Source organism: Mesorhizobium sp. WSM4836, assembly GCF_055811815.1.
The window spans coordinates 308,851-332,250 of record NZ_JBVVQF010000002.1; the positions used below are offsets into that span (position 1 = coordinate 308,851).

Annotated in this window: 22 protein-coding genes and 1 pseudogene; 10 read left to right on the forward strand and 13 right to left on the reverse strand. The window is 60.9% G+C overall.

Translation table 11 applies throughout. The annotated features are described in order from the left end of the window. Nucleotides 1-31: 31 nt before the first annotated feature. The 12 genes and pseudogenes from AC0L2P_RS03695 to AC0L2P_RS03750 all read right to left on the reverse strand — a co-directional run bounded on the left by AC0L2P_RS03695 (nucleotide 32) and on the right by AC0L2P_RS03750 (nucleotide 11,535). Nucleotides 32-508 (reverse strand): annotated as a pseudogene (locus AC0L2P_RS03695) (GNAT family N-acetyltransferase). Beyond that, on the reverse strand, nucleotides 505-1,266 hold the full coding sequence (locus AC0L2P_RS03700; protein WP_473499889.1) for a molybdopterin-synthase adenylyltransferase MoeB: 762 nt from the start codon (nucleotides 1,264-1,266) through the stop codon (nucleotides 505-507). Before AC0L2P_RS03700 ends, AC0L2P_RS03695 begins: the two are co-directional and overlap by 4 nt. 76 nt (nucleotides 1,267-1,342) lie before the next feature. Next, complete coding sequence (recF, locus tag AC0L2P_RS03705) at nucleotides 1,343-2,491, reverse strand: DNA replication/repair protein RecF (RefSeq protein WP_473499890.1); 1,149 nt, start codon at nucleotides 2,489-2,491, stop codon at nucleotides 1,343-1,345. A gap of 26 nt (nucleotides 2,492-2,517) precedes the next feature. Beyond that, the gene (dnaN, locus tag AC0L2P_RS03710) at nucleotides 2,518-3,636 is read right to left on the reverse strand and encodes a DNA polymerase III subunit beta (protein WP_473499891.1); all 1,119 of its coding nucleotides are present in this window, start codon (nucleotides 3,634-3,636) and stop codon (nucleotides 2,518-2,520) included. A gap of 199 nt (nucleotides 3,637-3,835) precedes the next feature. Continuing rightward, entirely contained in the window at nucleotides 3,836-5,308 is a 1,473-nt protein-coding gene (dnaA, locus tag AC0L2P_RS03715) for a chromosomal replication initiator protein DnaA (RefSeq protein ID WP_473499892.1), read from the reverse strand. Between the two features lie 911 nt (nucleotides 5,309-6,219). Beyond that, nucleotides 6,220-6,486, reverse strand: a complete 267-nt coding sequence (rpsT, locus tag AC0L2P_RS03720) for a 30S ribosomal protein S20 (RefSeq protein ID WP_023676922.1) — start codon at nucleotides 6,484-6,486, stop codon at nucleotides 6,220-6,222. A gap of 160 nt (nucleotides 6,487-6,646) precedes the next feature. Further along, nucleotides 6,647-7,420 carry an enoyl-CoA hydratase gene (locus AC0L2P_RS03725; protein ID WP_473499893.1) on the reverse strand — a complete coding sequence of 258 codons (774 nt, stop codon included), beginning with the start codon at nucleotides 7,418-7,420 and terminating at the stop codon, nucleotides 6,647-6,649. A 24-nt stretch (nucleotides 7,421-7,444) separates the two neighbouring features. After that, nucleotides 7,445-8,335: a bifunctional DNA-formamidopyrimidine glycosylase/DNA-(apurinic or apyrimidinic site) lyase gene (mutM, locus tag AC0L2P_RS03730; protein ID WP_473499894.1), complete on the reverse strand. Its 891-nt coding sequence runs from the start codon at nucleotides 8,333-8,335 to the stop codon at nucleotides 7,445-7,447. Continuing rightward, entirely contained in the window at nucleotides 8,328-9,569 is a 1,242-nt protein-coding gene (locus AC0L2P_RS03735; protein WP_473499895.1) for a phosphopentomutase, read from the reverse strand. The genes mutM and AC0L2P_RS03735 overlap by 8 nt, the downstream gene beginning before the upstream one ends. 185 nt (nucleotides 9,570-9,754) lie before the next feature. After that, the gene (locus AC0L2P_RS03740; RefSeq protein ID WP_473499896.1) at nucleotides 9,755-10,366 is read right to left on the reverse strand and encodes a TadE/TadG family type IV pilus assembly protein; all 612 of its coding nucleotides are present in this window, start codon (nucleotides 10,364-10,366) and stop codon (nucleotides 9,755-9,757) included. A gap of 30 nt (nucleotides 10,367-10,396) precedes the next feature. Next, nucleotides 10,397-10,957 (reverse strand): TadE/TadG family type IV pilus assembly protein, encoded by a 561-nt coding sequence (locus AC0L2P_RS03745; RefSeq protein ID WP_473499897.1) that lies wholly within the window; start codon nucleotides 10,955-10,957, stop codon nucleotides 10,397-10,399. Nucleotides 10,958-11,112: 155 nt separating this feature from the next. Beyond that, a complete protein-coding gene (locus tag AC0L2P_RS03750; RefSeq protein ID WP_473499898.1) occupies nucleotides 11,113-11,535 on the reverse strand; it encodes a pilus assembly protein N-terminal domain-containing protein in 423 nt (140 codons plus the stop codon). A 333-nt stretch (nucleotides 11,536-11,868) separates the two neighbouring features. Between AC0L2P_RS03750 and AC0L2P_RS03755 the strand changes: the two genes are divergently transcribed. From AC0L2P_RS03755 to AC0L2P_RS03795, 9 genes are all read left to right on the forward strand, one after another. Beyond that, complete coding sequence (locus tag AC0L2P_RS03755) at nucleotides 11,869-12,048, forward strand: Flp family type IVb pilin (RefSeq protein ID WP_473499899.1); 180 nt, start codon at nucleotides 11,869-11,871, stop codon at nucleotides 12,046-12,048. Between the two features lie 154 nt (nucleotides 12,049-12,202). Then, entirely contained in the window at nucleotides 12,203-12,721 is a 519-nt protein-coding gene (locus tag AC0L2P_RS03760; RefSeq protein WP_473499900.1) for an A24 family peptidase, read from the forward strand. A gap of 190 nt (nucleotides 12,722-12,911) precedes the next feature. Further along, nucleotides 12,912-13,727 (forward strand): Flp pilus assembly protein CpaB, encoded by an 816-nt coding sequence (cpaB, locus tag AC0L2P_RS03765; RefSeq protein ID WP_473499901.1) that lies wholly within the window; start codon nucleotides 12,912-12,914, stop codon nucleotides 13,725-13,727. Then, nucleotides 13,724-15,253, forward strand: a complete 1,530-nt coding sequence (locus AC0L2P_RS03770) for a type II and III secretion system protein family protein (protein WP_473499902.1) — start codon at nucleotides 13,724-13,726, stop codon at nucleotides 15,251-15,253. Before cpaB ends, AC0L2P_RS03770 begins: the two co-directional genes overlap by 4 nt. 14 nt (nucleotides 15,254-15,267) lie before the next feature. Beyond that, complete coding sequence (locus AC0L2P_RS03775; protein ID WP_473499903.1) at nucleotides 15,268-16,002, forward strand: CpaD family pilus assembly protein; 735 nt, start codon at nucleotides 15,268-15,270, stop codon at nucleotides 16,000-16,002. A gap of 55 nt (nucleotides 16,003-16,057) precedes the next feature. Further along, nucleotides 16,058-17,341, forward strand: a complete 1,284-nt coding sequence (locus AC0L2P_RS03780) for a CpaE/TadZ family protein (RefSeq protein ID WP_473499904.1) — start codon at nucleotides 16,058-16,060, stop codon at nucleotides 17,339-17,341. Nucleotides 17,342-17,370: 29 nt separating this feature from the next. Beyond that, complete coding sequence (locus tag AC0L2P_RS03785) at nucleotides 17,371-18,879, forward strand: CpaF family protein (protein WP_473499905.1); 1,509 nt, start codon at nucleotides 17,371-17,373, stop codon at nucleotides 18,877-18,879. A 29-nt stretch (nucleotides 18,880-18,908) separates the two neighbouring features. Further along, nucleotides 18,909-19,922 (forward strand): type II secretion system F family protein, encoded by a 1,014-nt coding sequence (locus tag AC0L2P_RS03790; protein WP_473499906.1) that lies wholly within the window; start codon nucleotides 18,909-18,911, stop codon nucleotides 19,920-19,922. Between the two features lie 9 nt (nucleotides 19,923-19,931). Next, a complete protein-coding gene (locus AC0L2P_RS03795; protein ID WP_473499907.1) occupies nucleotides 19,932-20,948 on the forward strand; it encodes a type II secretion system F family protein in 1,017 nt (338 codons plus the stop codon). A 114-nt stretch (nucleotides 20,949-21,062) separates the two neighbouring features. Here the strand turns inward: AC0L2P_RS03795 and AC0L2P_RS03800 are convergent, their stop codons facing one another. Then, nucleotides 21,063-21,884, reverse strand: a complete 822-nt coding sequence (locus tag AC0L2P_RS03800; RefSeq protein WP_473499980.1) for a tetratricopeptide repeat protein — start codon at nucleotides 21,882-21,884, stop codon at nucleotides 21,063-21,065. 121 nt (nucleotides 21,885-22,005) lie between these two features. On the opposite strand from AC0L2P_RS03800, the gene AC0L2P_RS03805 reads away from it, so the two are divergent. After that, complete coding sequence (locus AC0L2P_RS03805) at nucleotides 22,006-23,370, forward strand: leucyl aminopeptidase family protein (protein ID WP_473499908.1); 1,365 nt, start codon at nucleotides 22,006-22,008, stop codon at nucleotides 23,368-23,370. The last annotated feature ends 30 nt before the right edge of the window (nucleotides 23,371-23,400 follow it).

The following is a 23,400-nucleotide window of genomic DNA, read 5'->3' on the forward strand; positions in this document are numbered from 1 at the left end:
CAACCGCGCGTTTGTCGTTGGATAGGTTGGCTCACGAAAGCGCCTTGCGCATGCTGATTGAGGTCGGCCGGTCGTACCCCTTGTGCGCTGTCCGTTCGGTTTCACGAAAGCCGAAGCGGGCAAAGGCTGCGTGATTTCCGGTCAGCTCGATGCGGGTCTGGAGCTCGATGGCGGTCCCGTTGTGGCTGGGGGCAAGATCTTCGACGGCCTCCATCAGCTGTTTTCCAATGCCTTGTCCCGAAGAGCCGGCTCGACCGCGAGCTTTCCAATATGAAAGTCGTCTGCGCGCTTCAGGACGAAGACGCAACCGACGATCTCGTTTTCCTTCAGCGCCAGGAATGCTGTCTCTAGCGCTGAGATTTTCGACGGTGAGCCGATGCGCCGAGGACGGCGGGTCAATAACCCCGTCCATGAAAGCGAAGGCGCGCTTGACCAGCGCCAGCACCTCGTCCCAACGGTCGAAATCGGCCGCAAGCTGCACAATGGAAACGTCGGCAGGCAGACTCACGGGCTGGTTCGCTTGTAGCGGATGGTGTCGAAGCGTGCCGCCAGCGCATCGTAGAGCAGCAGTCGCCCGACCAGCGGCTCGCCAATCCCGGTGATCAGCTTAATCGCTTCCATGGCTTGCAGCGTGCCGATGACCCCGGTCAGCGCGCCGACAATGCCGGCCACCGCGCAGGATGGCACCAGTCCCGGCGGCGGCGCCTCCGGAAAGAGATCGCGGTAGCTTGGGTTCAACTTGCCGTCCGGGCCGGTTTCGAACGGCTTCAGTACGGTGACCGAGCCGTCGAAGCGGCCAACGGCGGCATGCACGAGCGGCCGGCTCTCGGCGGCGCAGGCGTCGGCCACCGCGTAGCGCGTCTCGAAGTTGTCGGAACCGTCAACGACGATGTCATAACGGGCAATAAGGGTAGGGGCGTTGTCTACGGTCAGCCTGAAATTGTGCTCTTCCACAACGACGTTTGGATTGATGCGGCTGATCGCCACTCTGGCGCTGCCAGTTTTCGCCACGCCGACATCGCCGGTGGCGTGGATCACTTGTCGTTGCAGATTGGAAAGCGAAACGATGTCGTCGTCGACGACACCGAGGGTGCCAATCCCTGCGGCGGCGAGATATTCGAGCACTGGCGCTCCCAATCCGCCGGCGCCGATGACCAGCACCCGCGCCCGCTTCAGCCGCTGCTGGCCTGCGCCGCCGATCTCGGGCAGTACGATATGGCGGGCGTAGCGTTCGAGCTCTTCATCGGTGAGGGCGGCTGTGGTCATCGCCGGACCATATAGCGGAGGAAAAGGCTTGTCAGGCACCAATGCATGCCGCGCAGAAGCGGGCCATGAACCAAGTTCAAGTGGTCGGCCTGACCTTACCGTGATCGACGGTCAGGAACTGCGCGCGTCCCTTGAGGCTGTCAAACAACGCGGCATCGGTCCCGGTCATGAAAGCCTGGCAGTTCAGCTCCTCCAGAATCGAGAACAAGGCCGCCCGTCGACCGCTGTCGAGATGCGCGGCAATCTCGTCGAGCAGCAGGATCGGCGTCATGCCCGACATCTCGCCGGTTAGCCGCGCATGCGACAAGACAATGCCGACCAGCAGCGCCTTCTGCTCGCCGGTCGAACAGAGCTCGGCCGGCATCGCCTTGGGCCGGTGGCGCACCACGAGGTCGGAACGGTGCGGGCCATCGAGCGTGCGTCCGGCAGTGCGGTCGCGGTCGCGCCCTTGGGCAAGCGCATGACGGAACCGTTCCTCGACGTCGACGGCCGGCAAAATACCGATTTCGCCTTCCAGTTCGCCCGAGATGCCGATGTCGGCTTGCGGAAACGGTCCGTCACCGGGCAGACGGTCGATCATGGCGGCGAGCAGGCGCACCAGTTCGGCACGCGCCGCGGCAATTGCCACGCCGGTCTCGGCCATTTGCATCTCAATCGCATCGAACCAGGCACCGTCACGTGAGCCGTCGGCGAGCAGTCTGTTGCGGCCGCGCATTGCCTTTTCGTAGTCAAGCGCGCGCTGACCGTGGCCGGGATCGATCGCCAGTACCAGCCGGTCGAGGAAGCGCCGGCGGTCGGCGGCCGGCCCAGGGAACAGGCCGTCCATGGCCGGTGTCAGCCAGACCACGCGCAGCCATTCCAGCATGTCTTCGGCTGAGCGCGCCGCCGCGCCGTTGATCCGCACCCGCCTGCCGCCTTCGCCGTCGCTGCCCGGTATCCCAGTGCCGATCTCGATCTGGCCTTCCGGCCCGTCAAGCCGGGCATGCAGCGCAAAGCCACCGTCGCCGCCTTCGCGCGCCACCTCCGCATAGGGTGCGCGGCGCAGGCCACGGCCTGGCGTGAGCAGCGAGATCGCTTCAAGCAGATTGGTCTTGCCGGCGCCATTGTCGCCGGAGAAAACCACAGCGCCGGGATCAAGGTCGATTGCCAACGCCGCATAGTTGCGGAAATTCGTAAGTGTGAGCTTACTTATGTAGGTCTGCTGCGGTTTTGCAGATCTGGTCACGACAGCAAGATGGCCTCGTTCGGGCCCTATACCCGCATCGGCATCAGCACGTAGAGCGCGGTCTCGTCGGCCATGTCGTGGATCAGCGTCGGGGAACCGGCATCCGCCAGCATGAACTTCGCCTCCGTGCCGGTCAGTTGCGCGGCAACGTCGAGCAGGTATTTGGCGTTGAAGCCGATTTCGATCGGATCGGACGAATAGTCGGCCGCCAGTTCCTCAGTGGCACTGCCCGAATCCGGGTTGTTGACCGCAAGCGTGACCTGCCCTTCGGCGATCGAAAGCTTCACCGCCCGGCCGCGTTCGGACGAAATGGTCGAAACTCGATCGACGGCAGCTGCGAAACTCTGGCGATCGATAATCAGCTTCTTGTCGTTGCCGGTCGGAATGACGCGTTGGTAGTCCGGGAAAGTGCCGTCGATCAGCTTTGAGGTCAAAATGACGCTGCCGATGGTGAAACGGATCTTGGTGTCCGACAGCTCCGTGGTGACTGCAACATCGGGATCGTCGACCAGCTTTTGCAGCTCGCTGACTGTCTTTCGCGGGATGATGACCCCAGGCATGCCCTCGGAGCCTGCCGGCGCATCGATCTCGGCGCGCGCCAGCCGGTGGCCGTCGGTCGCGACCGAGCGCAGCTTCAGCTTGCCGCCGACCTCGTGCGTGTGCAGATAGATGCCGTTCAGATAATAGCGCGTCTCCTCGGTCGAGATGGCGAACTGGGTCTTTTCGATGAGGCCCTTTAGTCCGACCGAATCGAGCCGGAAAATGTGCGAGAACGACCCGGCTGAAAGCTCGGGAAAGTCGGACTGCGGCAGGCATTGCAGGCGGAAGCTCGAGCGCCCCGACGTCACCGTCATGGCGTTGCCGTCTTCGTCGGTCTTCAGCGCCACCTCTGCGCCGTCGGCAAGCTTGCGCACGATATCGTAGAGCAGATGCGCCGGAACCGTCGTCGCCCCGCCTCGCTCGACCTTTGCCGGCGTCGCTTCGGTCACCTCCAGGTCGAGGTCGGTCGCCTTCATTTCAAGGCTGGCCCCCTCGGCGCTGAGCAGCACGTTCGACAGTATCGGAATGGTGTTGCGCCGCTCGACCACGCGGTGAACATGGTTGAGCGACTTCAGGAGATTTGACCGTTCCAGGATAACACGCATGACGAAACAGGCTCGCTTGAATGAATGAACGGGTCTCCGGCAAGCGGCGCCCCGCGAAAGGTCTGAACAGGCTCAGAATCTGCGTAAACTGACAGGAAAAGCCCGGCCAACGCAAGCCCGCGCCACCGGTTCGGACCGGCTGCGCGGGCTTTCTGGGGATAAAAAGGCCGAAGTCCGCGAGCCGGCATTTTTTGGGCCGTCAGGCCTGGTCGTTGATCAGCCTTCTCAGCAATTCGAGTTCCTGCGCCAGTGTGTTGTCGGCACCGGAAAGATCCTCGATCTTGCGCACCGCGTGCAGCACGGTCGTATGGTCACGGCCGCCGAACCGCCGCCCAATCTCCGGCAGCGAGCGCGGCGTCATCACCTTCGACAGATACATGGCGACCTGCCTTGGCTTGACGATGGTGCGTGTGCGCCGGTTGGACAGAAGTTCGGTCTTCGACACATTGTAGTGGCGCGCAACGATGCGCTGGATGTCCTCGATGCGCACCCGCTTGGGTTCGCCCGAACGATAGATATGGCCGAGGATCTCGTCGATGCGGTCGATGGTGATCTGCGGTTCGAAGGATTGGCGAAACAAAAGCTGGTTGAAGGCACCTTCGAGCTCGCGCCCGCTGCCGGTCACCGTGCGGGCGACGTGGTTGAGTATCTCGTCGGAAATGTCGAGCGACGCATCGTCGTGTTTGGCGGTGGCAAGCCTGAGCTTGAGCATACCGATACGCATGGCGAAATCCGGGGCTGACATTTCCAGCGCGACGCCGCCGTTGAGGCGCGAGCGGACGCGTGGCTCCAGCGACTCCAATTCGGACGGCGGCCGGTCGGCAGCGACCACCACTTGCTTGGCGCTGTCTAGCAGCATGTTGATCAGATGGCAGAATTCATGCTGGATCGACTTACCCTGCAGGAACTGCATGTCGTCGATGATGAGGAGGTCGATGTCGCGCAGTTGTTCTTTCAGCGTCAGCGCGTTGTTGTCGCGGATCGCGGTGGCGAACCGCCACATGAAATACTCAGCCGTCAGATAGACGACCCGCGATTTCGGATTCTGCTTCAGCGATTCTGCGGCGATCGCCTGCAACAGATGCGTTTTGCCCAGCCCGACCGTCGCGTGAAGAAAGAGCGGATTGAAACGAACCGCGCTCGACTGCGATTCCGCGACCGCCTTGGCGGCGGCAAAAGCCACTCGGTTCGATGGTCCCTCGATGAAGGAGGTGAAAGTGTAGCGAGGATCGAGTGGCGAACCAAGAACATTGTGCCGGAACTCGGTTTCTGCCGGCATCCCCGGGCGGGGTACCTGGACCCGTTCGACCCTGCTGGGATTCGCCGTGCCCGCAGAGAGCGCGGTTTGCGTCTGCCTGGTCATCTTGCGCGCCGGGGTCACTTCTGGCTCGACGCTATTGCGGCCCTGGCGTGTGGCGGTGCGAACGACGATCTCGATTTTGAGGATCTCCGGATCCTCGTGCTTCCACAACTCGGTAATGAGATCGAGATAGTGGCCGTTGATCCACGAACGCAGGAATGCGGTTGGCACTGAGATGCGGACAATGCCCTTGGAAGATTCAGCGACCTTCATGCGCCCGAACCAACTCGAATAAACCTCGGTTCCCAGACGCGCCTTCAACTGGGCCTTGACCCGATCGAACTTCTGTTCAGCTTCATTGGAAGCCGCCATGTCGTTCCTTCCGATTAACGTCCCAGGAAATGGGAGGTCGCCTGTAAGCTCCCTTTCGATGCCGCCGCTCTGCATGATCGAGTTCCTTGTCTCTTGTACCTGTTTTCCGCCGGGGATGCGCCTCCTGCATCCATGTTTCCGGCGACCGTGTCTTCCCTGCGACACCATCGCCGCCGCCGGCTGATGAATCGCCTCGTTGTCGTCCGGCGCCGAAGAGCCGATCCGCTTTGGTCATGTCAGGGCAATAAAATGCCGTCCGGCGAAAACCGCCGGCGCACCGTCGACCTGCCATGTACAATTACGCCAGTCCCCTACCGTATCGAAAAGACAAACCAACCCCGTCCGCGGAGTTGAATCCGCGCTGTAAACTCTGCCAATTTGAGCTGGCCGGTTTCAGGCTGGTCAAGGGCCAAGGGCCCGTCCCTTCGATGGACAGACATTACCGAAATCGCTGTGGATAGGGCAAGGCCACCCCTAACGGATTTTTAAGGAATCTGACTAGTAAGGGACGTTTCGAACGCTAAGCTGCAACAGTTGATTTTGACAAAGCCATTGTGATTCAAACCCTTTTCCGGCGAATATGAAAAAGGCCACACAATGCGAAATTTTCTGAAATAATTCACTTGACAGCCAATTGCCGCCTCTCGGCCGCAGCTGATGTGAACAAGCTGTGGATCACTGTCGGTAAGCTTCTGAAAAGAAAACGAAATCTGTGACGCTCGGAATTTTCGTATTGGCAGTTTCGGAGGCTCCGAATATGAGCGGGCATGTAGATGCCGGCAAAGCATTTCGAACTTTGCAACGCTCGCGCAGCGCCGTTTCACGGGCTTTCTTTTAAGTACTTGCCGGCAAACGAAAAAACCCGGCGCGATTGGCCGGGTTTGAAGAAGCGCAGTTCAGGAAAAGGTATATTAGGCCGACAGCACCTTGACCCGTTGGGCCAACCGCGACACCTTGCGCGATGCCGTGTTCTTGTGCACCACGCCCTTGGTCGCGGCGCGCATCAGCTCCGGCTCGGCCACCTTGAAGGCAGCCTGTGCGGCCGCCTTGTCGCCAGCCGCGAGCGCCTCTTCGACCTGGCGGATGTAGGTCCGGACGCGGGAGCGGCGGTTCTTGTTGATCGCTGCGCGACGGGCGATCTTGCGCGTTGCCTTTTTGGCCGAGGAGGTATTGGCCATGGTGCCTCTCTTCTGATCTGGTGGGCGCTTGCGGGATACCGCAGGGCGCAAAAAACAAACGGGCAGCCACAGGGCCGCCTCAGTTGGTGCGGCTTATAGTTCAGCTTTTCCGGCGCGTCAACGCTGCAGTGCTTTCTTTTTGACCCACGCCTTCGTCATCTCATCGATTCGTGAAATTCGGCTTCCGCTTGCCGGTGAAAGCCGCCATGCCTTCCTTCTGGTCATCCAGCGCAAACAGCGAATGAAACAGCCGGCGCTCGAACCGCAGACCCTCGGTGAGGGTCGTCTCATAGGCGCGGTTGACGGCCTCCTTCGCCATCATCACCGACGGCAAGGAAAAATCGGCGATCTTGGCCGCTGCCTCAAGCGCTTCCCCGATCAACTCGCCGGCTGGCACGACGCGCGACACAAGGCCGGAACGCTCGGCCTCGGCTGCATCCATCATTCGCCCCGTCAGGCACATATCCATCGCCTTCGACTTGCCGACGAAGCGGGTCAGGCGCTGCGATCCGCCCATGCCGGGCATGACGCCCAGCGTAATCTCGGGTTGGCCAAACTTGGCGGTGTCGGCGGCTATGATGAAGTCGCACATCATCGCCAGTTCGCAGCCGCCCCCCAGCGCATAACCCGCCACCGCCGCGATGATCGGCTTTCGTGCCCGCGTAAATTCTTCCCAGCCGACGAAAAAATCCTGCAGATAGGCATCCACATAGGAGATCGACTGCATTTCCTTGATATCGGCACCTGCCGCGAAAGCCTTTTCCGAACCAGTGATAACAATGGCGCCAATGTCGGCATTGGCGCCCATGCTGTGCACCGACGCGACCAGTTCCGCCAGCACTTGTGAATTCAGCGCATTGAGCGCCTGCGGCCGGTTCAGCGTAATCAGCCCGACCTTGCCGCGGGTTTCGATGATGATGGTTTCGTAGCCCATGCTTTGCTCCTCCTCGCTTCTGGTTCAAGCCTGACAGGTTCGACAGTGGAAAGTCGAGCGACCGCTTTGCACGATACGCTCGATGTGGCCGCCACAACCAGGCTTGGAGCAGGCTTCCCCCTCGCGATCGTAAACCGCGAAGGAATGCTGGAAGTAGCCCAGCGATCCATCGGTCTGCATATAATCGCGCAAGGACGAGCCGCCGGCGGCGATCGCATCGGCGACGACCGAGCGGATTGCTTCGGCCAGGCGTTCACTCTGCTCCTTGGCTTTCTTGCCGGTTCTCGCGAGGGTGCCCGCTTCGCGCAGCGGCGACAGGCCGGCCCGCCAAAGCGCTTCCGAGACGTAGATATTGCCTAGCCCGGCGATCAGCCGTTGGTCTAGAAGTGCCGCTTTCAGCGGCGACTTGCGACCGTTCAGCAACGAAGCGAGCAGCGCGCCGTCCAGTTCATTGCCCGTAGGCTCGACGCCTAATCCCGCCAGCATCGGATGCATGTCGGGCTCGCCTTCCGAAAACAGCATGAACCCGAAGCGGCGCGGGTCGTTGAAGATCACGCGAGAGCGGACGCCGGCAGGTGATACGATATCGAAGACGACGTGATCGTGAGCGGTGTTTTTCGAACGTTCGTGGTGGAACGCGCCGGGCGTTGCGCTCTCGTCTGCCGTTTCGATGCGAAACGAACCCGACATGCCGAGATGGCAGATCAGAACCGGGCCGTTGTCCACGTGCATCGTCAGATATTTGGCACGGCGTCCGAGCGCCGCAATCGTCTTGCCGGTCAGCCGCTCCGAAAATCTCTCGGGGAACGGAAACCGCAAATCCGGCCGGCGTGCCTCGACACCGACAATGCGGGCACCCTCAAGGGCCGGCTGCAGACCGCGCCTGACTGTCTCGACCTCCGGCAGCTCAGGCATGACCGCCTATCGTGGCATGGAACGAGGTGCCGTAACGACCGCGCGCCAGCCCGAGATGTTCGGCCACGGTTTCGCCGATGTCGGCAAATGTCGTCCTCAGTCCGATGTCTGCGCCTTTGAAACCCGGCCGTGTCCCGATAACCGGAATACGCTCGCGCGTGTGGTCGGTGCCGCGCCAGGTCGGATCGTTGCCGTGATCGGCGGTCAAAATGAGCAGATCGCCTAACCTCAGCCGTGCGAATGCCTCGGGCAGGCGCCGGTCGAAAGCTTCGAGTGCGGCGGCATACCCCGCAACGTCGCGCCGATGCCCGAACTCGGTATCGAAATCGACAAAGTTCGCGAAGACGAGGTCGCCGTCGCAGGCGTCTTCCATGGCGCCAAGCGCTTTGTCGAACATCGCCATGTTGCCGGCAGCCTTGCGGATTTCCGAGATCCCCCGATGGGCGAAAATGTCACCGATCTTGCCGACCGCGATAACCCGGCTGCCGCGCGCCGTCAGCCGGTCGAGCAGCGTCGGTTCCGGCGGCGGTACGGCATAGTCGCGACGATTATGCGTTCGCTCAAACGTGGCGCCGGTTTCACCGATAAACGGCCGTGCGATGACGCGGCCGATATTCAGCGGATCGACGAGCCTGCGCACCACCTTGCAGAACTCGTAAAGCCGTTCCAGGCCGAAATGAACCTCATGCGCGGCGATCTGCAGGACGGAGTCGATCGAGGTGTAGCAGATCGGCTTGCCGGTGCGAATATGGTCTTCGCCGAACCGTTCGATGATCTCGGTGCCCGGAGCATGGCAATTGCCGAGGATGCCGGGCACCTTCCCTTCACGCACCATTGCTTCGGTCAACTCGGCCGGAAAGGCGGGAATCGTGTCCGGGAAGTAACCCCAGTCGAAACGGACCGGCAGGCCGGCTATTTCCCAATGGCCCGATGGCGTGTCCTTGCCGCTCGAAACCTCTTGGGCCGCACCGTGAAAGGCGGCGGCAAGCGGGGCACTGCCGCCATTCTCGAACCTGAAACCCGTCGCCGTTGCCGCGGCTTCGCCGAGGCCGAGCACGAGCATGTTTGGTACGAGAAGGGGTCCGTCACGCAGGCCTTCGCGATTGGCGCGGCCTTCCGCGCAGGCCCCTGCGATGTGTGCGAACGTGTTGGAGCCGGTGTCGCCATAGCGTTCGGCATCGGCCGCGCCGCCGATGCCGAAGGAGTCAAGGACAAAAAGGAAGGCGCGTGCCATCGAAAGGTTCATCATTGCCTGTGTGTTGGCTCAGACATAGGGTTCCGCGCCGCCATTGGCAATTCGGAAACCCAAACAGCACGGCTTGGCGTGCTGGTCCGGGAGCGACGATTTGCGCATGATCGATCTGCCGATCGAAATGCGCGGCGTGGAGCTCGCATGAGGCCTGCTCTGAAAGCTACGCGTCAGCAGTCGCTGCACGGAATGGTCGGGCTCCTGCGCGGCCGAAGATAGTAAGTTTCGGACATCGATATGTTGTTGAAAACCGAGGTCAACCCAAACCGGCTTTGGCCGTCCGCCGACCAGGTGATGATTGGCTTGTAGGCGAGGTCGCTTTCGACCCGAATGAGGAAAGTGCCTTTGATCTTGAGCGCACTCGGGACCGTTGTGGTGGAATCCTTAACGGCGTCGACACTAGAGACGCCATTGACCACTTTGCGCGACCACACCACCAGGACTTTCGGCGTCGTCTCGTTCGTCACCTGTATCGCCGTGATAATGATCTTCGGTTTCGAGCGGCTGTAGGGCTGAAGCGTGGAACTGCCGATCGCCATGATGGCATCGAGATCGGCCGCCTTGATGGTCTGCTGCTGTGTGACAAGGTCCGCTACCATGCTGCCGATGCGGCTGACCTTCTTGCTGGTCTCGATGGCTTGCGAGGCCTCCATGGTCATAAAGTACATGATCAACAGGACAGGCACGATGAGGGCAAACTCGACAGCCGCAATACCGCGGCGGTCCGAGCAAAGCCTTGTACAAATTCCTGCGATGCCCAGCTGTGCCCCCGCACGAAACATGGCTTTGCCCTTTTCAAGCGACTACGTGGTTCAGTTGTCGAACGGCTCGTTTTGCCAGGTGATCGAAGCAAAATGCAGCGTTTTGCCGTCCTTCAGATTGGCCATCGATTTGGCCATGAAGTCGGTCATCACCGGCCATTTGTAAAAAACCCGCAGCATGTTTCTCGACTCCGCCAGGCCCGGTGCGACGGTGAAGCTCTGTGTGCTCGTGCCCTTGGTCAGCACAACGTCGCCATCTTGGATCTTGAAACCGGCCAGCGCCGCATCGGCGAACGTCGGATATTCGCGCAAATCCACCAGCAATCCGGGACAGGTCTTGGCGACCATGATCTCCAGCTTGGCGCAGATCTTGTCCCGCAGCTTGGTCCCGGACACGTCGGCCGGTCTTAACTGGCCGGTACGCAGCTGGCGCGCGATGTCGTCTGTGGCGTTTGCCATCACTTCCTGTGCGGCAAATGAAATGCAGCTCTCCAGGATGGCGAACACAAGAAGCGCGAAAGGAATTGCAAGCATGGCGAATTCGATCGCCATGCTTCCGCGGCGGTCGCCCAAAAGCCGTCCGGGAAAACCTGCTCGTCCTGACTTGCTCATGTTCTCTGCCCGCCGATTCCGGTTCTGTATCGGACCCCACCATTAGCCGGAACCCATTGAAGTCGGGTTGGAATGACCGTTAAATTCGGCAGAAAGGCCTTAACCGGCCGATAACGCAAGTGCGTTCCCGCAGAAAGGCGGAGGAAGTCGGCTGGCTAATGCCCGGCGCTCATCTCTGCTTCAGAGGCCTTCTCGGCATCGCTCTTGTACGAGCTTTCGCAATATGGCGCGCACGACATGGTCTGTACCTCGGCACGCCGATAGATGCGCACCGACGACGCCGCCTGGCGCACGACGGTTATTTGCTCATCGATAATCGGCTTGCCCTCCTGATCGAGGACAACAAGATTGGTGACGCCAAATCCCTTGCCGGTCAGTACGATCGTCGATGCGTCCTGCACGGAGGCGTCGGCGATCGCTGGGTTGCCGACGACAATCGTATCGGCCGCGCGCGACAATTTGACGATCTTTGCCTGGTTCATCGTAACCTCGATGCCGGCGCCCGCCTTGGCTGGACCGGCGAAAGCCACTGCGGCAAAAAGCACGGCAACTGCGAATGACGATCTCGGCCCGGCCATTGAGGCGCTCCCCTGGCAAACTGTTCAACAGAACATGAATGAGATTGGTGAACCAACCGTTAAGCGGCTGTAGGTCAGGATCAAACCGGAACCGGCATTAGGCTAGCCGGCGCGGCTCGAACGTCTTTGCCTAATTGCGCCCTTTGTTGGCCCGTGGCCCAGCGGCAGGTATTTTAGTTCTTGGTTAACCACGCAACGTCATCGAAGCGGGAAAGGAATCGGTAAGCCTGTTTATTAAGCCGATTGAAACAGCTTCTCCATAGATTCGCAGCATCCGATCAGCCACCAAGAGAAGCTGACGGAAGTGCTGTAACAATTGGAGTAGGAGCTCAAATGTCTAACCTCATCGCACGTTTTGTGAAGGACGAATCCGGCGCGACCGCTATCGAATACGGTCTGATCGCCGCTCTCATCGCACTCGCCATCATGGTCGGCGCAGGCCAGCTCGGCAATGCCCTGAACGACAAGTTCACGGACATCTCAACCGCGGTCAACACCGGTGTAGCCCCGTAATCGACAACGACGTCCAGTTGTTTTCCAGCTAAGGGCCGCCGCACTGGCGGCCCTTGTCTAATCGTACTGCACGATCTGAAACTTCGGCCTCATCAATCGTTATTGAACATGCCTAAGCTGAGACCAGCTACAGTTTGACCATAGGCGCTCGCCAATGCTTGAAGCCCTGATCTTCGTCGTCTTTCCGTTCTGCATGCTTTTTGCCGCGATCTCCGACATGCTGTCGATGACGATCGCCAATCGCGTGCCGGTGTTGCTTGTCGTTGTTTTCGCCTTGGTTGCGCCTTTGACAGGCATGGACTGGGCCACCTATGGCTGGCATTTCGCCGCGGGCGGCCTGGTACTCGCGATGACGTTCGGCCTGTTCGCGCTCGGCGGCATGGGCGGCGGCGACGCCAAGCTTCTTGCCGCTACTGCCATGTGGATGGGACTGAACATCCATCTCGTTGAATATCTCGTAGCCTCGACACTCATCGGCGGTCTGCTGACGCTTGCCATCCTTGCCTATCGAAAATCGCCGCTTGCCGCTGCCACAAGCCACAACCGGTTCCTGCGCCATTTCGCCGATGAAGCGACCGGCGTTCCGTACGGCATTGCGCTTGGCATTGGCGGTCTGCTTACCTATCCGGACTCGCCGTTGATGGCCTGGGCACTTACCAGGCTGGCGGGCTGAATTTGCTTTATTTCGTTAGCGCCGGGCAGGCGAGTTGGGGACGTTTTTCCTTCGGGCCGGGCTTGTCACTCTAGTTTATGTAAACCTTAAATTAATCACGATCGTAAGTATAACATTAACCTTGTTTTGACGATTGCCGCTGCAAAGTCCGGCTTGGCTACGTGGTTTGCCAAGGGCGAGGTTCGGACAGATGCCAGCATCCCGATTGATTATTCTAGGCGTGGCGATAGCCGCGGCCGGTAGTGCAGGCTATGTCGCGAAGAACATGGTTGTGGCTCCGCCGCCTCCCGTTGTCGATTCCGGTCCCCAGGCGCCGGCGATCGCGCTGCAGGATGTGCTTGTCCTTTCCGGCGACGTCCCGATGGGCAGTCCGCTTGAAAACAACATTTCCTGGGAGTCATGGCCGTCCGCCGGCATCAACGCAAATTTCATCACCCGCGCCGCCGAGCCTGAAGCGCTGGACAAGCTGAAGGGCGCGGTCGCCCGCGTGGCGCTCTATGCCGGTGAGCCGCTGCGCCGCTCGAAACTGATCGGTGAAGGGCAAAGCTTCATGTCGTCGATCCTGCCCTCCGGCATGCGGGCTGTCGCCACAAGCGTTTCGGCCGACACCTCGGCCGGCGGCTTCATTCTTCCCAACGATTTCGTCGACGTCATCATGACCCGCAGAGCCGACGCAGCCAATGGCGGGGCTCCCGGCTTCACCACTGAAACCATCCTCAAGAACATTCGCGTGCTGGCGATCGATCAGACAATTCAGGAGGATGAGGAAGGCAAGAAGACCAGAGTCGGCCAGACCGCCACGCTGGAACTGACGCCGCAGCAAGCCGAGATCATCACCGTCGCGCAGCAGATGGCCGATCGCCTGACACTGGCGCTGCGCTCGATCAAGGACAGCCAGGACAAAAATGTGAGCGAGGCCGATTATCTGGTTTCCGGCAATGGCCGGCGCGGAACGGTGCGGTTGATCAAGTCGGGCGAAGTTTCCGAGGTGGGGGCAAGGAAATGAGCCTAAAAACCAAACTGCCGCCCACCCTGGCAGCGGCGATCGGCCTGTTTCTCCTTGGAACGAATGCATATGGCATCCTCGATGCCAGTGCGGCGAGCAATGCCAGGGTCACGGCTTCGACCGCCATCCAGCGGGTCAAGCTCGGACTGAACAAATCGGTAGTTATCGACCTGCCGAGCGATGCCTATGACATTCTCGTCGCCAACCCCGCTGTAGCCGACGCGGTGACCCGCACCGCCCGCCGCATCTATCTGTTCGGAAAGGCCGTCGGCGAGACCAACATCTTCGTCTTTGGGCCGAATGGCGAGCAGATCGTCAGCCTTGACCTGGCGGTCGAACGCGATGTTGCCGGGCTGGAGGACTACATCAAGCGCTTCATCCCGTCGTCGGAGGTCAAGATCGAGTTGCTGAACGACAACGTCGTTCTGACCGGAACCGTGGACACCCCGTTGGATGCCAAGCGCGCGGCCGATCTGGCAAACATCTTCGTGTCCGGCGGCGAGGCGACCACGGGTCAATATTCGCAGACCGCTGCCGGCGGTTCGGCCGAAGCCGGCGTCGCCATCGATAACCCGGATGCCGAGCGCCGCGTCAGCAAGATCGTCAACTTGCTGCAGATCATCGGCGACGACCAGGTAACGCTGAAGGTGACGGTTGCCGAGGTCAGCCGCACGGTGATGAAGCAGCTCGGCGTCAACATGGTCGGCAACGGCAGCAGCAACGGCATCAGTTGGAGCGCTCTCACCACGCCCGCCTACGGATTGGGAAAGCCACTGTCGCAATATTCGGGGGCCGCGATCGGCAGTTCAACCCTTCAAGCGTACATAAACGCCATGGAGCAAAGCGGTGTCATGAAGACGCTGGCCGAGCCGACTCTCACCGCCGTCTCGGGCGAGAAGGCGACGTTCAAGGTCGGCGGTGAATTCAATCTTGTCACAAGCCGAACGAACAATGTTTCGAACGACAATCAAACGGGTCAGGTCACCTACACCATTGAGAAGCTGGAATATGGTATTGGACTTGAATTCCAGCCCGTGGTGCTTTCGGCAGGCCGCATCAGCCTTAAGGTGAGGACGTCGGTTTCGGAGCCGACAACCGAAGGCGCCGCAGTCCTGGAAGGAGCCGGCGACTTACCCGGCAGCACTTTTCTGTCGATCCGCAAACGCCTGGCCGACACCACGGTGGAATTGCCCTCAGGCGGTTCCATGATGATCGCCGGCCTTGTCCGCGACGACATCAGGCAGGCGGTCGCCGGGCTGCCCGGCCTGACCAAAATACCGGTGCTAGGCACGCTGTTCCGCAGCAGGGATTTCGTCCGCAACGAGACCGAACTCGTCATCATCATCACGCCCTATCTGGTGAAGCCGGTGGCGCGCAACGATCTTGCCAAGCCGGATGACAATTTCAACGCCGCCAGCGATGGCGCCGGCATGTTCCTTGGCCGCGTGAACCGTGTCTACGGCACCATGCAGACCGACAAGCCCAACGGCCGTTACCACGGCGTTGTCGGCTTTATCTACAAGTAAGCGGGGAAGTGGACATGTCTCAGTCAGTATCGAAGGCAAGGGCGGTCACCGCGATACGGTCCGTCCATTCGCGAATCTGGCGGCCGGCCGTTCCCATCATCGCGATCGCGGTAGCGGCATCACTGGCCGGCTGCGCCAATCGCGACAGCGTCACGGTCGGTGCCATACCGGACGACTATCGCACCACTCATCCGATCGTCATCGCCGAGAAGATCCAGAAGATCGATCTTCCGGTCGGCGCCGGCGACCGCGGCATGACCAAATCCCAGCGCGACACGCTCCTGGGCTTCCTGGAAGGATACGACAGGAGCGCAGCTCCGGTGCTGACAATCGAGATTCCGAGTGGCTCGGCCAACGAGATCGCGGCGGCCGCGGCCGGCCGCGATTTCGCCAGGCTGGCCATAGCCAGCGGCATCAGCCGGAAGCGGATCGCCATTCGGTCCTATCAGTCTCTTTCGCCCGAAGCGTCCGCCCCGGTCCGTGTCGCCTACGTCTCGGTGAAGGCCCAAACGGATAAATGCGGGCGCTGGCCCGAAGACCTGCTGGAGACTTCGGAAAACAAGCACTATGCCGATTTCGGCTGTTCGTATCAGAACAACCTGGCTGCCCAGATGGCCAATCCGTCCGATCTGATCGGGCCACGCAAACCGACGCCGATCGACGCGGAAAATCGCGGCGCGGTGATCGACGTCTATCGTGACAGAGGTATTTCGGACGAATTCCTCGGCAATTCGGAAGTCGAATATTAACGAGTGTTGAGGCTCAACAAACCCTAAGCCGCGCAAGTCACGGAAAGTGATGACAATGAGCAATCTTGCCTATGACACAGAGGTACCGGGCGGCGAAACCTCAGAGCAGGATATTGCCGCGATGCAGGCGTTGCGGCCGATCCCGCGCATTTCGATCCAGGCGTTTTGCGAGACCGAAGGCGTAGCCAATCCGGTCGAGCGCGCCGGCGAGGATCGCCGCATGGCCAAGGCCCATCTGAAGGTGCATATGGGGGGCATCCCCACCGCCATCGAATTCTATCAGTCGGCGCCGACGCCGAACCTGATTCTGCTTGAATCGCGCAGCGAGCCGAAGCTGTTGCTGGAACAACTCGCCGAGCTTTCCGAGCATTGTGACCCGACCTCCAAGGTGGTGGTTGTCGGCCACTACAACGATGTCGGCCTGTACCGCGAGCTCATCCGTTCGGGCATTTCCGAATATGTCATCGCGCCAGTATCGATGGCCGACATCGTCAGCGTGGTGTCTTCGATCTTCGTTGATCCGGAAGCTGAGCCAATCGGCCGCTCGATTGCCTTCATCGGCGCCAAGGGCGGCGTCGGCTCCTCGACCATAGCCCATAATGTGGCCTGGGCCATGTCGTCCCTTTTCAAATCCGAAGTGGTTGTCGCCGATCTCGACCTCGCCTTCGGAACGGCCAACATCAATTTCGACCAGGACCCGGCGCAAGGCATTGCCGAGGCGGTCTTCTCGCCGGAACGCGTCGACGAGGTCTATCTCGACCGGCTGCTCGCCCAATGCGCCGAGCATCTGTCGCTACTTGCGGCACCTTCGACCCTGGAGCGGGTCTACGATTTCGATCCCGACGCCTTCACCCAGCTTATCGACATAGCCCAGCGTAGCGCGCCGCTCCTCGTGCTCGATGTACCCCACGTGTGGGTCGGCTGGACCAAGAACACGCTGGTCAAGGCCGACGAGATCGTCATCACGGCGACGCCCGAACTGGCCAATCTGCGCAACACGAAGAACCTGGTCGACATGCTGAAGCGACTTCGTCCGAACGATCCTGCGCCAAAGCTTGTTATCAACCAGGCCGGTGTGCCGAAACGTCCCGAGATCACGCCGTCCGACTTCTCCGAATCGCTCGGCCTTTCGCCGATGTCGGTCATCCCGTTCGAGCCGCTTTTGTTCGGAAATGCTGCCAACAACGGACGTATGCTCGGTGAAATGGATGCCAAGAGTCCGGTCGTCGCCACGATCAACGAGATCGCCCATGTTCTGACAGGGCGCAGCGAAATCAAGGTGAGGAAAAAGGCTGGCCTCGGCAACCTGATCGGCAAGCTTTCGCGCAACAAGAAGTGATGCCTCGGCGGTGGAATTGGTAAGCGATCATGTTTGGTAAAAGAGGCAGCGACGACGGCAACCGGACCATCCCGGAATTCCGTCAGCCAGCACCCGCACCTGCTGCACCGGCCGCCGCGAATCCTGTGGAAGCCGTTGTCGCTGCCAAGCCCGCGACGCTGCCGCCATCCGGCGCACATGCCGCGCCGCCGGTTCGCCGTGCGGTCGAGCCGCCGCCATTGGCGCCGGAGCCGAAACCTATCCAGCGCCAAAAGAGCGAAACCTACTACGACACCAAAAGCCAGGTCTTCGCCGCACTGATCGACACGATCGACCTGTCGCAGCTCGCCAAGCTCGATCCCGAAAGCGCGCGCGAGGAAATCCGCGACATCGTCAACGACATCATCGCGATCAAGAATTTCGCGATGTCCATCGCCGAGCAGGAAGAGCTTCTCGAGGATATCTGCAACGACGTTTTGGGCTATGGGCCGCTGGAGCCACTGCTTGCCCGCGACGATATTGCCGACATCATGGTCAATGGCTCCAGGAACGTCTACATCGAAGTCAACGGCAAGGTCGAGCAGACCGGCATCCGTTTCCGCGACAACCAGCAGCTCCTCAACATCTGCCAGCGTATCGTCAGCCAGGTTGGCCGCCGCGTCGATGAATCAAGCCCGATCTGCGATGCGCGTCTTCCAGATGGCTCTCGTGTCAACGTCATCGCACCGCCCCTGGCTATTGACGGCACCGCACTTACCATCCGCAAGTTCAAGAAGGACAAGCTGACGCTCGACCAGCTGGTCAAGTTCGGCTCGATTTCGCCGCAAGGGGCCGAGATTCTCAAGATCATCGGCCGTGTCCGTTGCAACATCGTCATCTCGGGTGGTACCGGCTCCGGCAAGACGACGCTGCTCAATTGCCTGACCAACTATATCGACCGCGAGGAACGCGTCATCACCTGCGAGGACTCGGCCGAGCTGCAATTGCAGCAGCCGCATGTGGTGCGTCTCGAAACCCGTCCGCCCAACCTCGAAGGCGAGGGCGAAGTGACTATGCGCGACCTGGTCAAGAACTGTCTGCGCATGCGCCCCGAACGCATTATCGTCGGCGAAGTGCGCGGACCCGAAGTGTTCGACTTGCTGCAGGCGATGAACACCGGCCATGACGGCTCGATGGGAACGATCCACTCGAACAGCCCGCGCGAATGCCTCAACCGCATAGAATCGATGATCGCCATGGGCGGCTACACGCTGCCGCAAAAAACCGTGCGCGAAATCGTCGTCGGCTCCGTCGACGTGATCATACAGGCTGCACGCCTGCGCGACGGATCGCGGCGCATCACCCACATCACCGAGGTGATCGGCATGGAGGGCGACGTCATCATCACCCAGGACATCGTTCTCTATAACATCAAGGGCGAAGACGCGAATGGCAGGCTGCTGGGCGAGCACGTGTCGACCGGCATCGGCCGTCCGCATTTTTGGGAACGCGCCCGCTATTACGGCGAGGAGCAGCGCCTCGCGGTTGCACTAGAGGCGATGGAGAAACGCGCTGACTGATCCGTCTGGAAGCGTTGGGGCCAGGGTTGATGTTTGGAATTGACGGCACCGTATTGGCATTAGTCGTGCTCGCCGGCTTCAGCGCCGGCGCTGTGGCCTATGCTTTCCTGTTCAACCGGATCAGCACCGAGAAGCAGGTCGGTAAGCGGCTTGAATCGATCAAGACCGCCGAGACGGATCGTTCCGTCGTCAAGGCTTCGCGCGATCGCATGGCGGAAGCGGCCAAGCGTCGCAAGTCCGTCCAGGATTCGCTGAAGGATCTCGATCAAAAGCAAAAGTCCAATCAGAGCCTGGTCAAGAAACCACCGCTGAAGATCCAAATCCGTCAGGCCGGCATGAAGATCTCGCTTGAGCGCTTCTACGTCTACTCAGCGGTCTGCGGCGTCGTCTCGACGGCTCTGGTCTATTTCCTCGGCGCGCCGCTGCTGGTCCTGCCGGCTGCGCTGCTGGTCGGCGTCTTGGGTCTGCCACGCTGGTTCGTCTCGTTTCGCCGCGCGCGCCGCGTCAAAGCGTTCCTCAATGAATTTCCGAACGCGCTCGATATCATAGTACGTGCGGTAAAATCCGGCCTGCCGTTGAACGATGCGGTGCGCCTGATCGCCAACGAATCCCCCGAGCCGGTCAAGACCGAGTTCCGCCGCATCGTCGATTCGCAGCAAATGGGTTTATCGATCCCCGACGCGGCCATGCGCATGCCGGAAACGATGCCGTGCACCGAGGCGAGCTTCTTCGGCATCGTCATCCAGATCCAGTCTCAGGCCGGCGGCAATCTTTCCGAAGCGCTGGGCAATCTTTCGCGCGTGCTTCGCGACCGCAAGAAAATGAAAGCCAAGGTTCAGGCGTTGTCCATGGAAGCCAAGGCATCGGCGGTGATCATTGGCGCGTTGCCTTTCGTCGTCGCCTTTCTCGTCTATTTGACGAGCCCGAACTACATCATGCCCCTCTTCACAACCAGCACCGGCAATCTGATCCTCGGTTGTTCCGGCATTTGGATGTCGATGGGTATCCTGGTAATGCGCAAGATGATGAACTTCGAAGTCTAGGACTCGCGTATGACCGATCACGTCATCAGAACTCTCACCGACCCGTCCCTGCTGATCGCACTATTGGTCGGCATCGCGGTGTTTGCGACCGTCTTCACGCTGCTGCCCGCCTTTGGCGGGAACCAGCTCAAGGCGCGCATGAAATCCGTGGCGCTGGAGCGGGATGAGCTGCGCGCCAAGCAGCGCGCGCGACTGGCAGTCGAAGCCGACCGCCGCCGCAAGGGCCTGCGCGAAGAACAGTCGGTCGGCATGCGCAATATTGTCGATCGCCTGGATCTCAGGCGTGCGCTAGCGGACGAAGGTACCTTGCAGAAATTGAAAGTAGCGGGTTTTCGCGGGCAAAATCCGCTGACGCGCTTCCTTTTTTTCCGCCTCGTCCTGCCCTTCATCGGCTTTGCATTGGCGGCGATGTATCTGTTCGTGCTCGGCGGATTGCCCGAGCAGCCGTTTTTCGTGAAGCTGTTCGTGTGCATCGTGGTTGCCTATGCGGGGTTCTACGCGCCGGTGCTCTACGTCAACAACCGCGCTACCAAGCGCAAGCAGTCGATTCAGATGGCGTGGCCGGACGCGCTTGACCTGATGCTGATATGCGTGGAGTCCGGCATGTCGGTGGAAGCGGCGCTTCGCAAGGTCGCCGATGAGATCGGCGCCCAATCGGTAGCATTGGCGGAAGAATTCATCCTGACCAACGCCGAGCTTTCCTATCTGCAGGAGCGCAAACAGGCCTACGAGAATCTTGCAAGCCGAACTGGCCTGGAATCAGTCAGGTCGGTGTCCCAGGCGTTGGTTCAGGCTGAGCGCTACGGCACGCCCGTGGCGCATGCGTTGCGGGTGCTTGCCAGTGAGAGCCGCGATATGCGCATGAATGCCGCCGAGAAGAAAGCGGCCGCGCTGCCGCCGAAGCTCACCGTGCCGATGATCCTGTTCTTCCTGCCGGTACTGTTCGCCATCATTCTGGGTCCCGCCGGCATCCAGGTGAGCCAGCGCGGCATCTTTGGCGACCAGCCGAAATCCAGCAGCGAGTAGCGCCAGCGGCGTTGCCAGAAACGCTGATATGATTCGGAGCCGTGCTGCCGGTGCAGCGCGGCTCTTTGCGTTCGACGTATTGCGGAATTCGCGCCGGTTTGGCGCTCGAAGCGGTCAGTTGGTGGCAGGCTTTGCCTTGTCCTGCTCCTTGAGCTGGCTCCAGGCATTCTGCTGCGCCAGCATCTGGCGAAGGTAAGCGACGTTGGCCTGCGCCTGCTCAGGCGACAGCTCTTGCGAGGCGATCTTCTCGGCTTCCTCGAACCGTCCCTGCAGACCGACCACCAACGCCAGGTTCTGGCGGACGCGACTGTCGGCATTCGGCTGCTGGGCGGCCGAGCGCATATAGGTTTCGGCCGTACGCAAGTCGCCTTCCAGCACGTACGACATGCCGAGATTGGAAAGGATCGACGGTTCGTTCGGCCTGAGATCCAACGCCTTGCGATAGCCTTGGCGCGCCTCGTCCTTCTGGCCGAGCTGGTCGAGAATGGCAGCCTCAGCCGACACCAGTTTCCAATCAGGGTATTCAGGGGTCTGTGCGCGGCGCACGGCATCGAGAGCCGGCTCGAACTGCCCGTTGGCGGCTAGCGCCTTGCCATAGGCGGCGAGCACGTCGCGATCCTTCGGCAAGGCAATCGCCAGCTTCCGCATCACCGCAAGCGATTGGTCTGCGTCGCCGTCCATCTGCAGTGCCGCGGCATAGTTCGTCGCGATGCGCTTGTCGCTGGGGTTTTTCGAATAGGACTGGCCGAGCGCCATCGTAGCGTTGTGCAGTTCGCCCGCCGACATTGTTTCCAGCGGCTTGCCGCTTGGACGAGAAATCGAGCCAGTCGTCAATTTGCTGGTTCCGCAGCCGGCGACGCCTGCGGCAAGCACCATCATCAACGCCGTGGTGATCAGCCCATTTGCGCTGGCGTTCATCCTGCGGTTGGTCGGCATCGGCACCAGGGCTCCGTTCGTGCGCGTGACCATTTGCGTGGTCATCTTTCCTCCCGCAGAAATATTCTGTTAACCCTAACGGAGGGTTAAAAAAGCCGACTCGGAAGCCGGAGACCAGCAAATGCCTGTCGAACTCGTCGAGAAAGAATTGACCAATGCGCTGCCGGTCCATCTGGTGGCGAAGGATGCTCTGGCCGCGGTGGGCCTTGCGCCATCCTCGGTTGCGTGGGCCAAGGCCAACGGCTTTTCCGGCGAGGCCGGCAGGACGTTGATCGTGCCTGGCGACAACGGCGCGATTGCCGGAGCCCTGTTCGGCACCGGCGACGGCGAGGGCGCACTGGCCATCGGCGCACTGGCGAGAGCCTTGCCCGAAGGCAACTGGCATTTTGCGTCGGCACCGGCCAAGCCGGAGCTTACGGCACTCGCCGTGGCGCTCGGAGGCTATGTCTTCACCCGCTACGGCAAAAAGCCAGGCAAGACGCTTCGCCTCGCACTGCCGGCAGGCACCGACGCCGCCCGCATCCGCCGCCTCGCCGATGGCATTTTCCTGGCGCGCGATCTGGTCAACACGCCGACCAGTGATATGGGCCCCGGGCAGTTGGAGAAAGCCGCCCGGACCTTGGCCGCGACGCACAAGGCCGAAATATCGGTGACCAAGGGCGACGATCTTCTTACCGCCAACTTTCCGATGATCCACGCCGTTGGTCGGGCTTCTGCCGACGCGCCGCGGCTGATCGACATGATTTGGGGGCCGAAGAATGCCCCCAAGGTAACGCTGGTCGGCAAGGGCGTCTGCTTCGATACAGGCGGTCTCGACATCAAACCGTCCTCGGGCATGCTTTTGATGAAAAAGGACATGGGCGGCGCTGCCAATGTGTTGGGCCTCGCTTCCATGATTATGGCCGCCGGGCTGAAGGTCCGGTTGCGCGTGCTCATCCCCGCTGTCGAGAATTCGATAGCCGGCAACGCCTTCCGGCCAGGCGATGTTTTGGTGAGCCGGAAGGGCATCACCGTCGAAATCGGCAACACCGACGCAGAAGGGCGGCTGGTGCTCGCTGATGCCTTGGCCTTGGCCGATGACGAGGAACCGCAGATGCTGGTCGATTTGGCAACACTGACAGGCGCTGCCCGTGTTGCGCTCGGCGCCGACCTGCCGCCCTTCTATACAAGTGACGAGGCGCTTGCTTCCGAACTGGCCGAGGCGTCCGTCGTGGTCGAGGATCCGCTATGGCGCATGCCGTTGTGGAAGCCCTATGACGCGAAGCTTGCGTCGAAGGTGGCCGACATCAACAACGTCACGTCGGACGGTTTCGCCGGCTCGATCACCGCGGCGCTTTTCCTGAAGCGCTTCGTGGAAAAGACCGCCGGCTGGGCGCATGTCGACATCTTCGCCTGGAACCCGACCGACCGCTCGCACGGCCTTGCCGGTGGCGAAGCGCAAAGCATCCGGGCGCTGGAGCAGGTCATTTCGAACCGCTACGGCTGATTCTCGGGCATAGCCGACGAAGGTATTGAC

Bases quoted from the DNA above. Each gene is read 5' to 3' on its own strand.
- AC0L2P_RS03745 (WP_473499897.1), bottom strand. From the start codon at position 10,957: ATGAGCAAGTCAGGACGAGCAGGTTTTCCCGGACGGCTTTTGGGCGAC.
- cpaB (WP_473499901.1), top strand. From the start codon at position 12,912: ATGCCAGCATCCCGATTGATTATTCTAGGCGTGGCGATAGCCGCGGCC.
- dnaN (WP_473499891.1), bottom strand. From the start codon at position 3,636: ATGCGTGTTATCCTGGAACGGTCAAATCTCCTGAAGTCGCTCAACCAT.
- AC0L2P_RS03785 (WP_473499905.1), top strand. From the start codon at position 17,371: ATGTTTGGTAAAAGAGGCAGCGACGACGGCAACCGGACCATCCCGGAA.
- rpsT (WP_023676922.1), bottom strand. From the start codon at position 6,486: ATGGCCAATACCTCCTCGGCCAAAAAGGCAACGCGCAAGATCGCCCGT.
- AC0L2P_RS03780 (WP_473499904.1), top strand. From the start codon at position 16,058: ATGAGCAATCTTGCCTATGACACAGAGGTACCGGGCGGCGAAACCTCA.
- AC0L2P_RS03770 (WP_473499902.1), top strand. From the start codon at position 13,724: ATGAGCCTAAAAACCAAACTGCCGCCCACCCTGGCAGCGGCGATCGGC.
- AC0L2P_RS03725 (WP_473499893.1), bottom strand. From the start codon at position 7,420: ATGGGCTACGAAACCATCATCATCGAAACCCGCGGCAAGGTCGGGCTG.
- AC0L2P_RS03800 (WP_473499980.1), bottom strand. From the start codon at position 21,884: ATGCCGACCAACCGCAGGATGAACGCCAGCGCAAATGGGCTGATCACC.
- AC0L2P_RS03790 (WP_473499906.1), top strand. From the start codon at position 18,909: ATGTTTGGAATTGACGGCACCGTATTGGCATTAGTCGTGCTCGCCGGC.
- AC0L2P_RS03740 (WP_473499896.1), bottom strand. From the start codon at position 10,366: ATGTTTCGTGCGGGGGCACAGCTGGGCATCGCAGGAATTTGTACAAGG.
- AC0L2P_RS03795 (WP_473499907.1), top strand. From the start codon at position 19,932: ATGACCGATCACGTCATCAGAACTCTCACCGACCCGTCCCTGCTGATC.
- AC0L2P_RS03750 (WP_473499898.1), bottom strand. From the start codon at position 11,535: ATGGCCGGGCCGAGATCGTCATTCGCAGTTGCCGTGCTTTTTGCCGCA.
- AC0L2P_RS03805 (WP_473499908.1), top strand. From the start codon at position 22,006: ATGCCTGTCGAACTCGTCGAGAAAGAATTGACCAATGCGCTGCCGGTC.
- mutM (WP_473499894.1), bottom strand. From the start codon at position 8,335: ATGCCTGAGCTGCCGGAGGTCGAGACAGTCAGGCGCGGTCTGCAGCCG.
- AC0L2P_RS03700 (WP_473499889.1), bottom strand. From the start codon at position 1,266: ATGACCACAGCCGCCCTCACCGATGAAGAGCTCGAACGCTACGCCCGC.
- AC0L2P_RS03775 (WP_473499903.1), top strand. From the start codon at position 15,268: ATGTCTCAGTCAGTATCGAAGGCAAGGGCGGTCACCGCGATACGGTCC.
- AC0L2P_RS03760 (WP_473499900.1), top strand. From the start codon at position 12,203: ATGCTTGAAGCCCTGATCTTCGTCGTCTTTCCGTTCTGCATGCTTTTT.
- dnaA (WP_473499892.1), bottom strand. From the start codon at position 5,308: ATGGCGGCTTCCAATGAAGCTGAACAGAAGTTCGATCGGGTCAAGGCC.
- AC0L2P_RS03755 (WP_473499899.1), top strand. From the start codon at position 11,869: ATGTCTAACCTCATCGCACGTTTTGTGAAGGACGAATCCGGCGCGACC.
- AC0L2P_RS03735 (WP_473499895.1), bottom strand. From the start codon at position 9,569: ATGGCACGCGCCTTCCTTTTTGTCCTTGACTCCTTCGGCATCGGCGGC.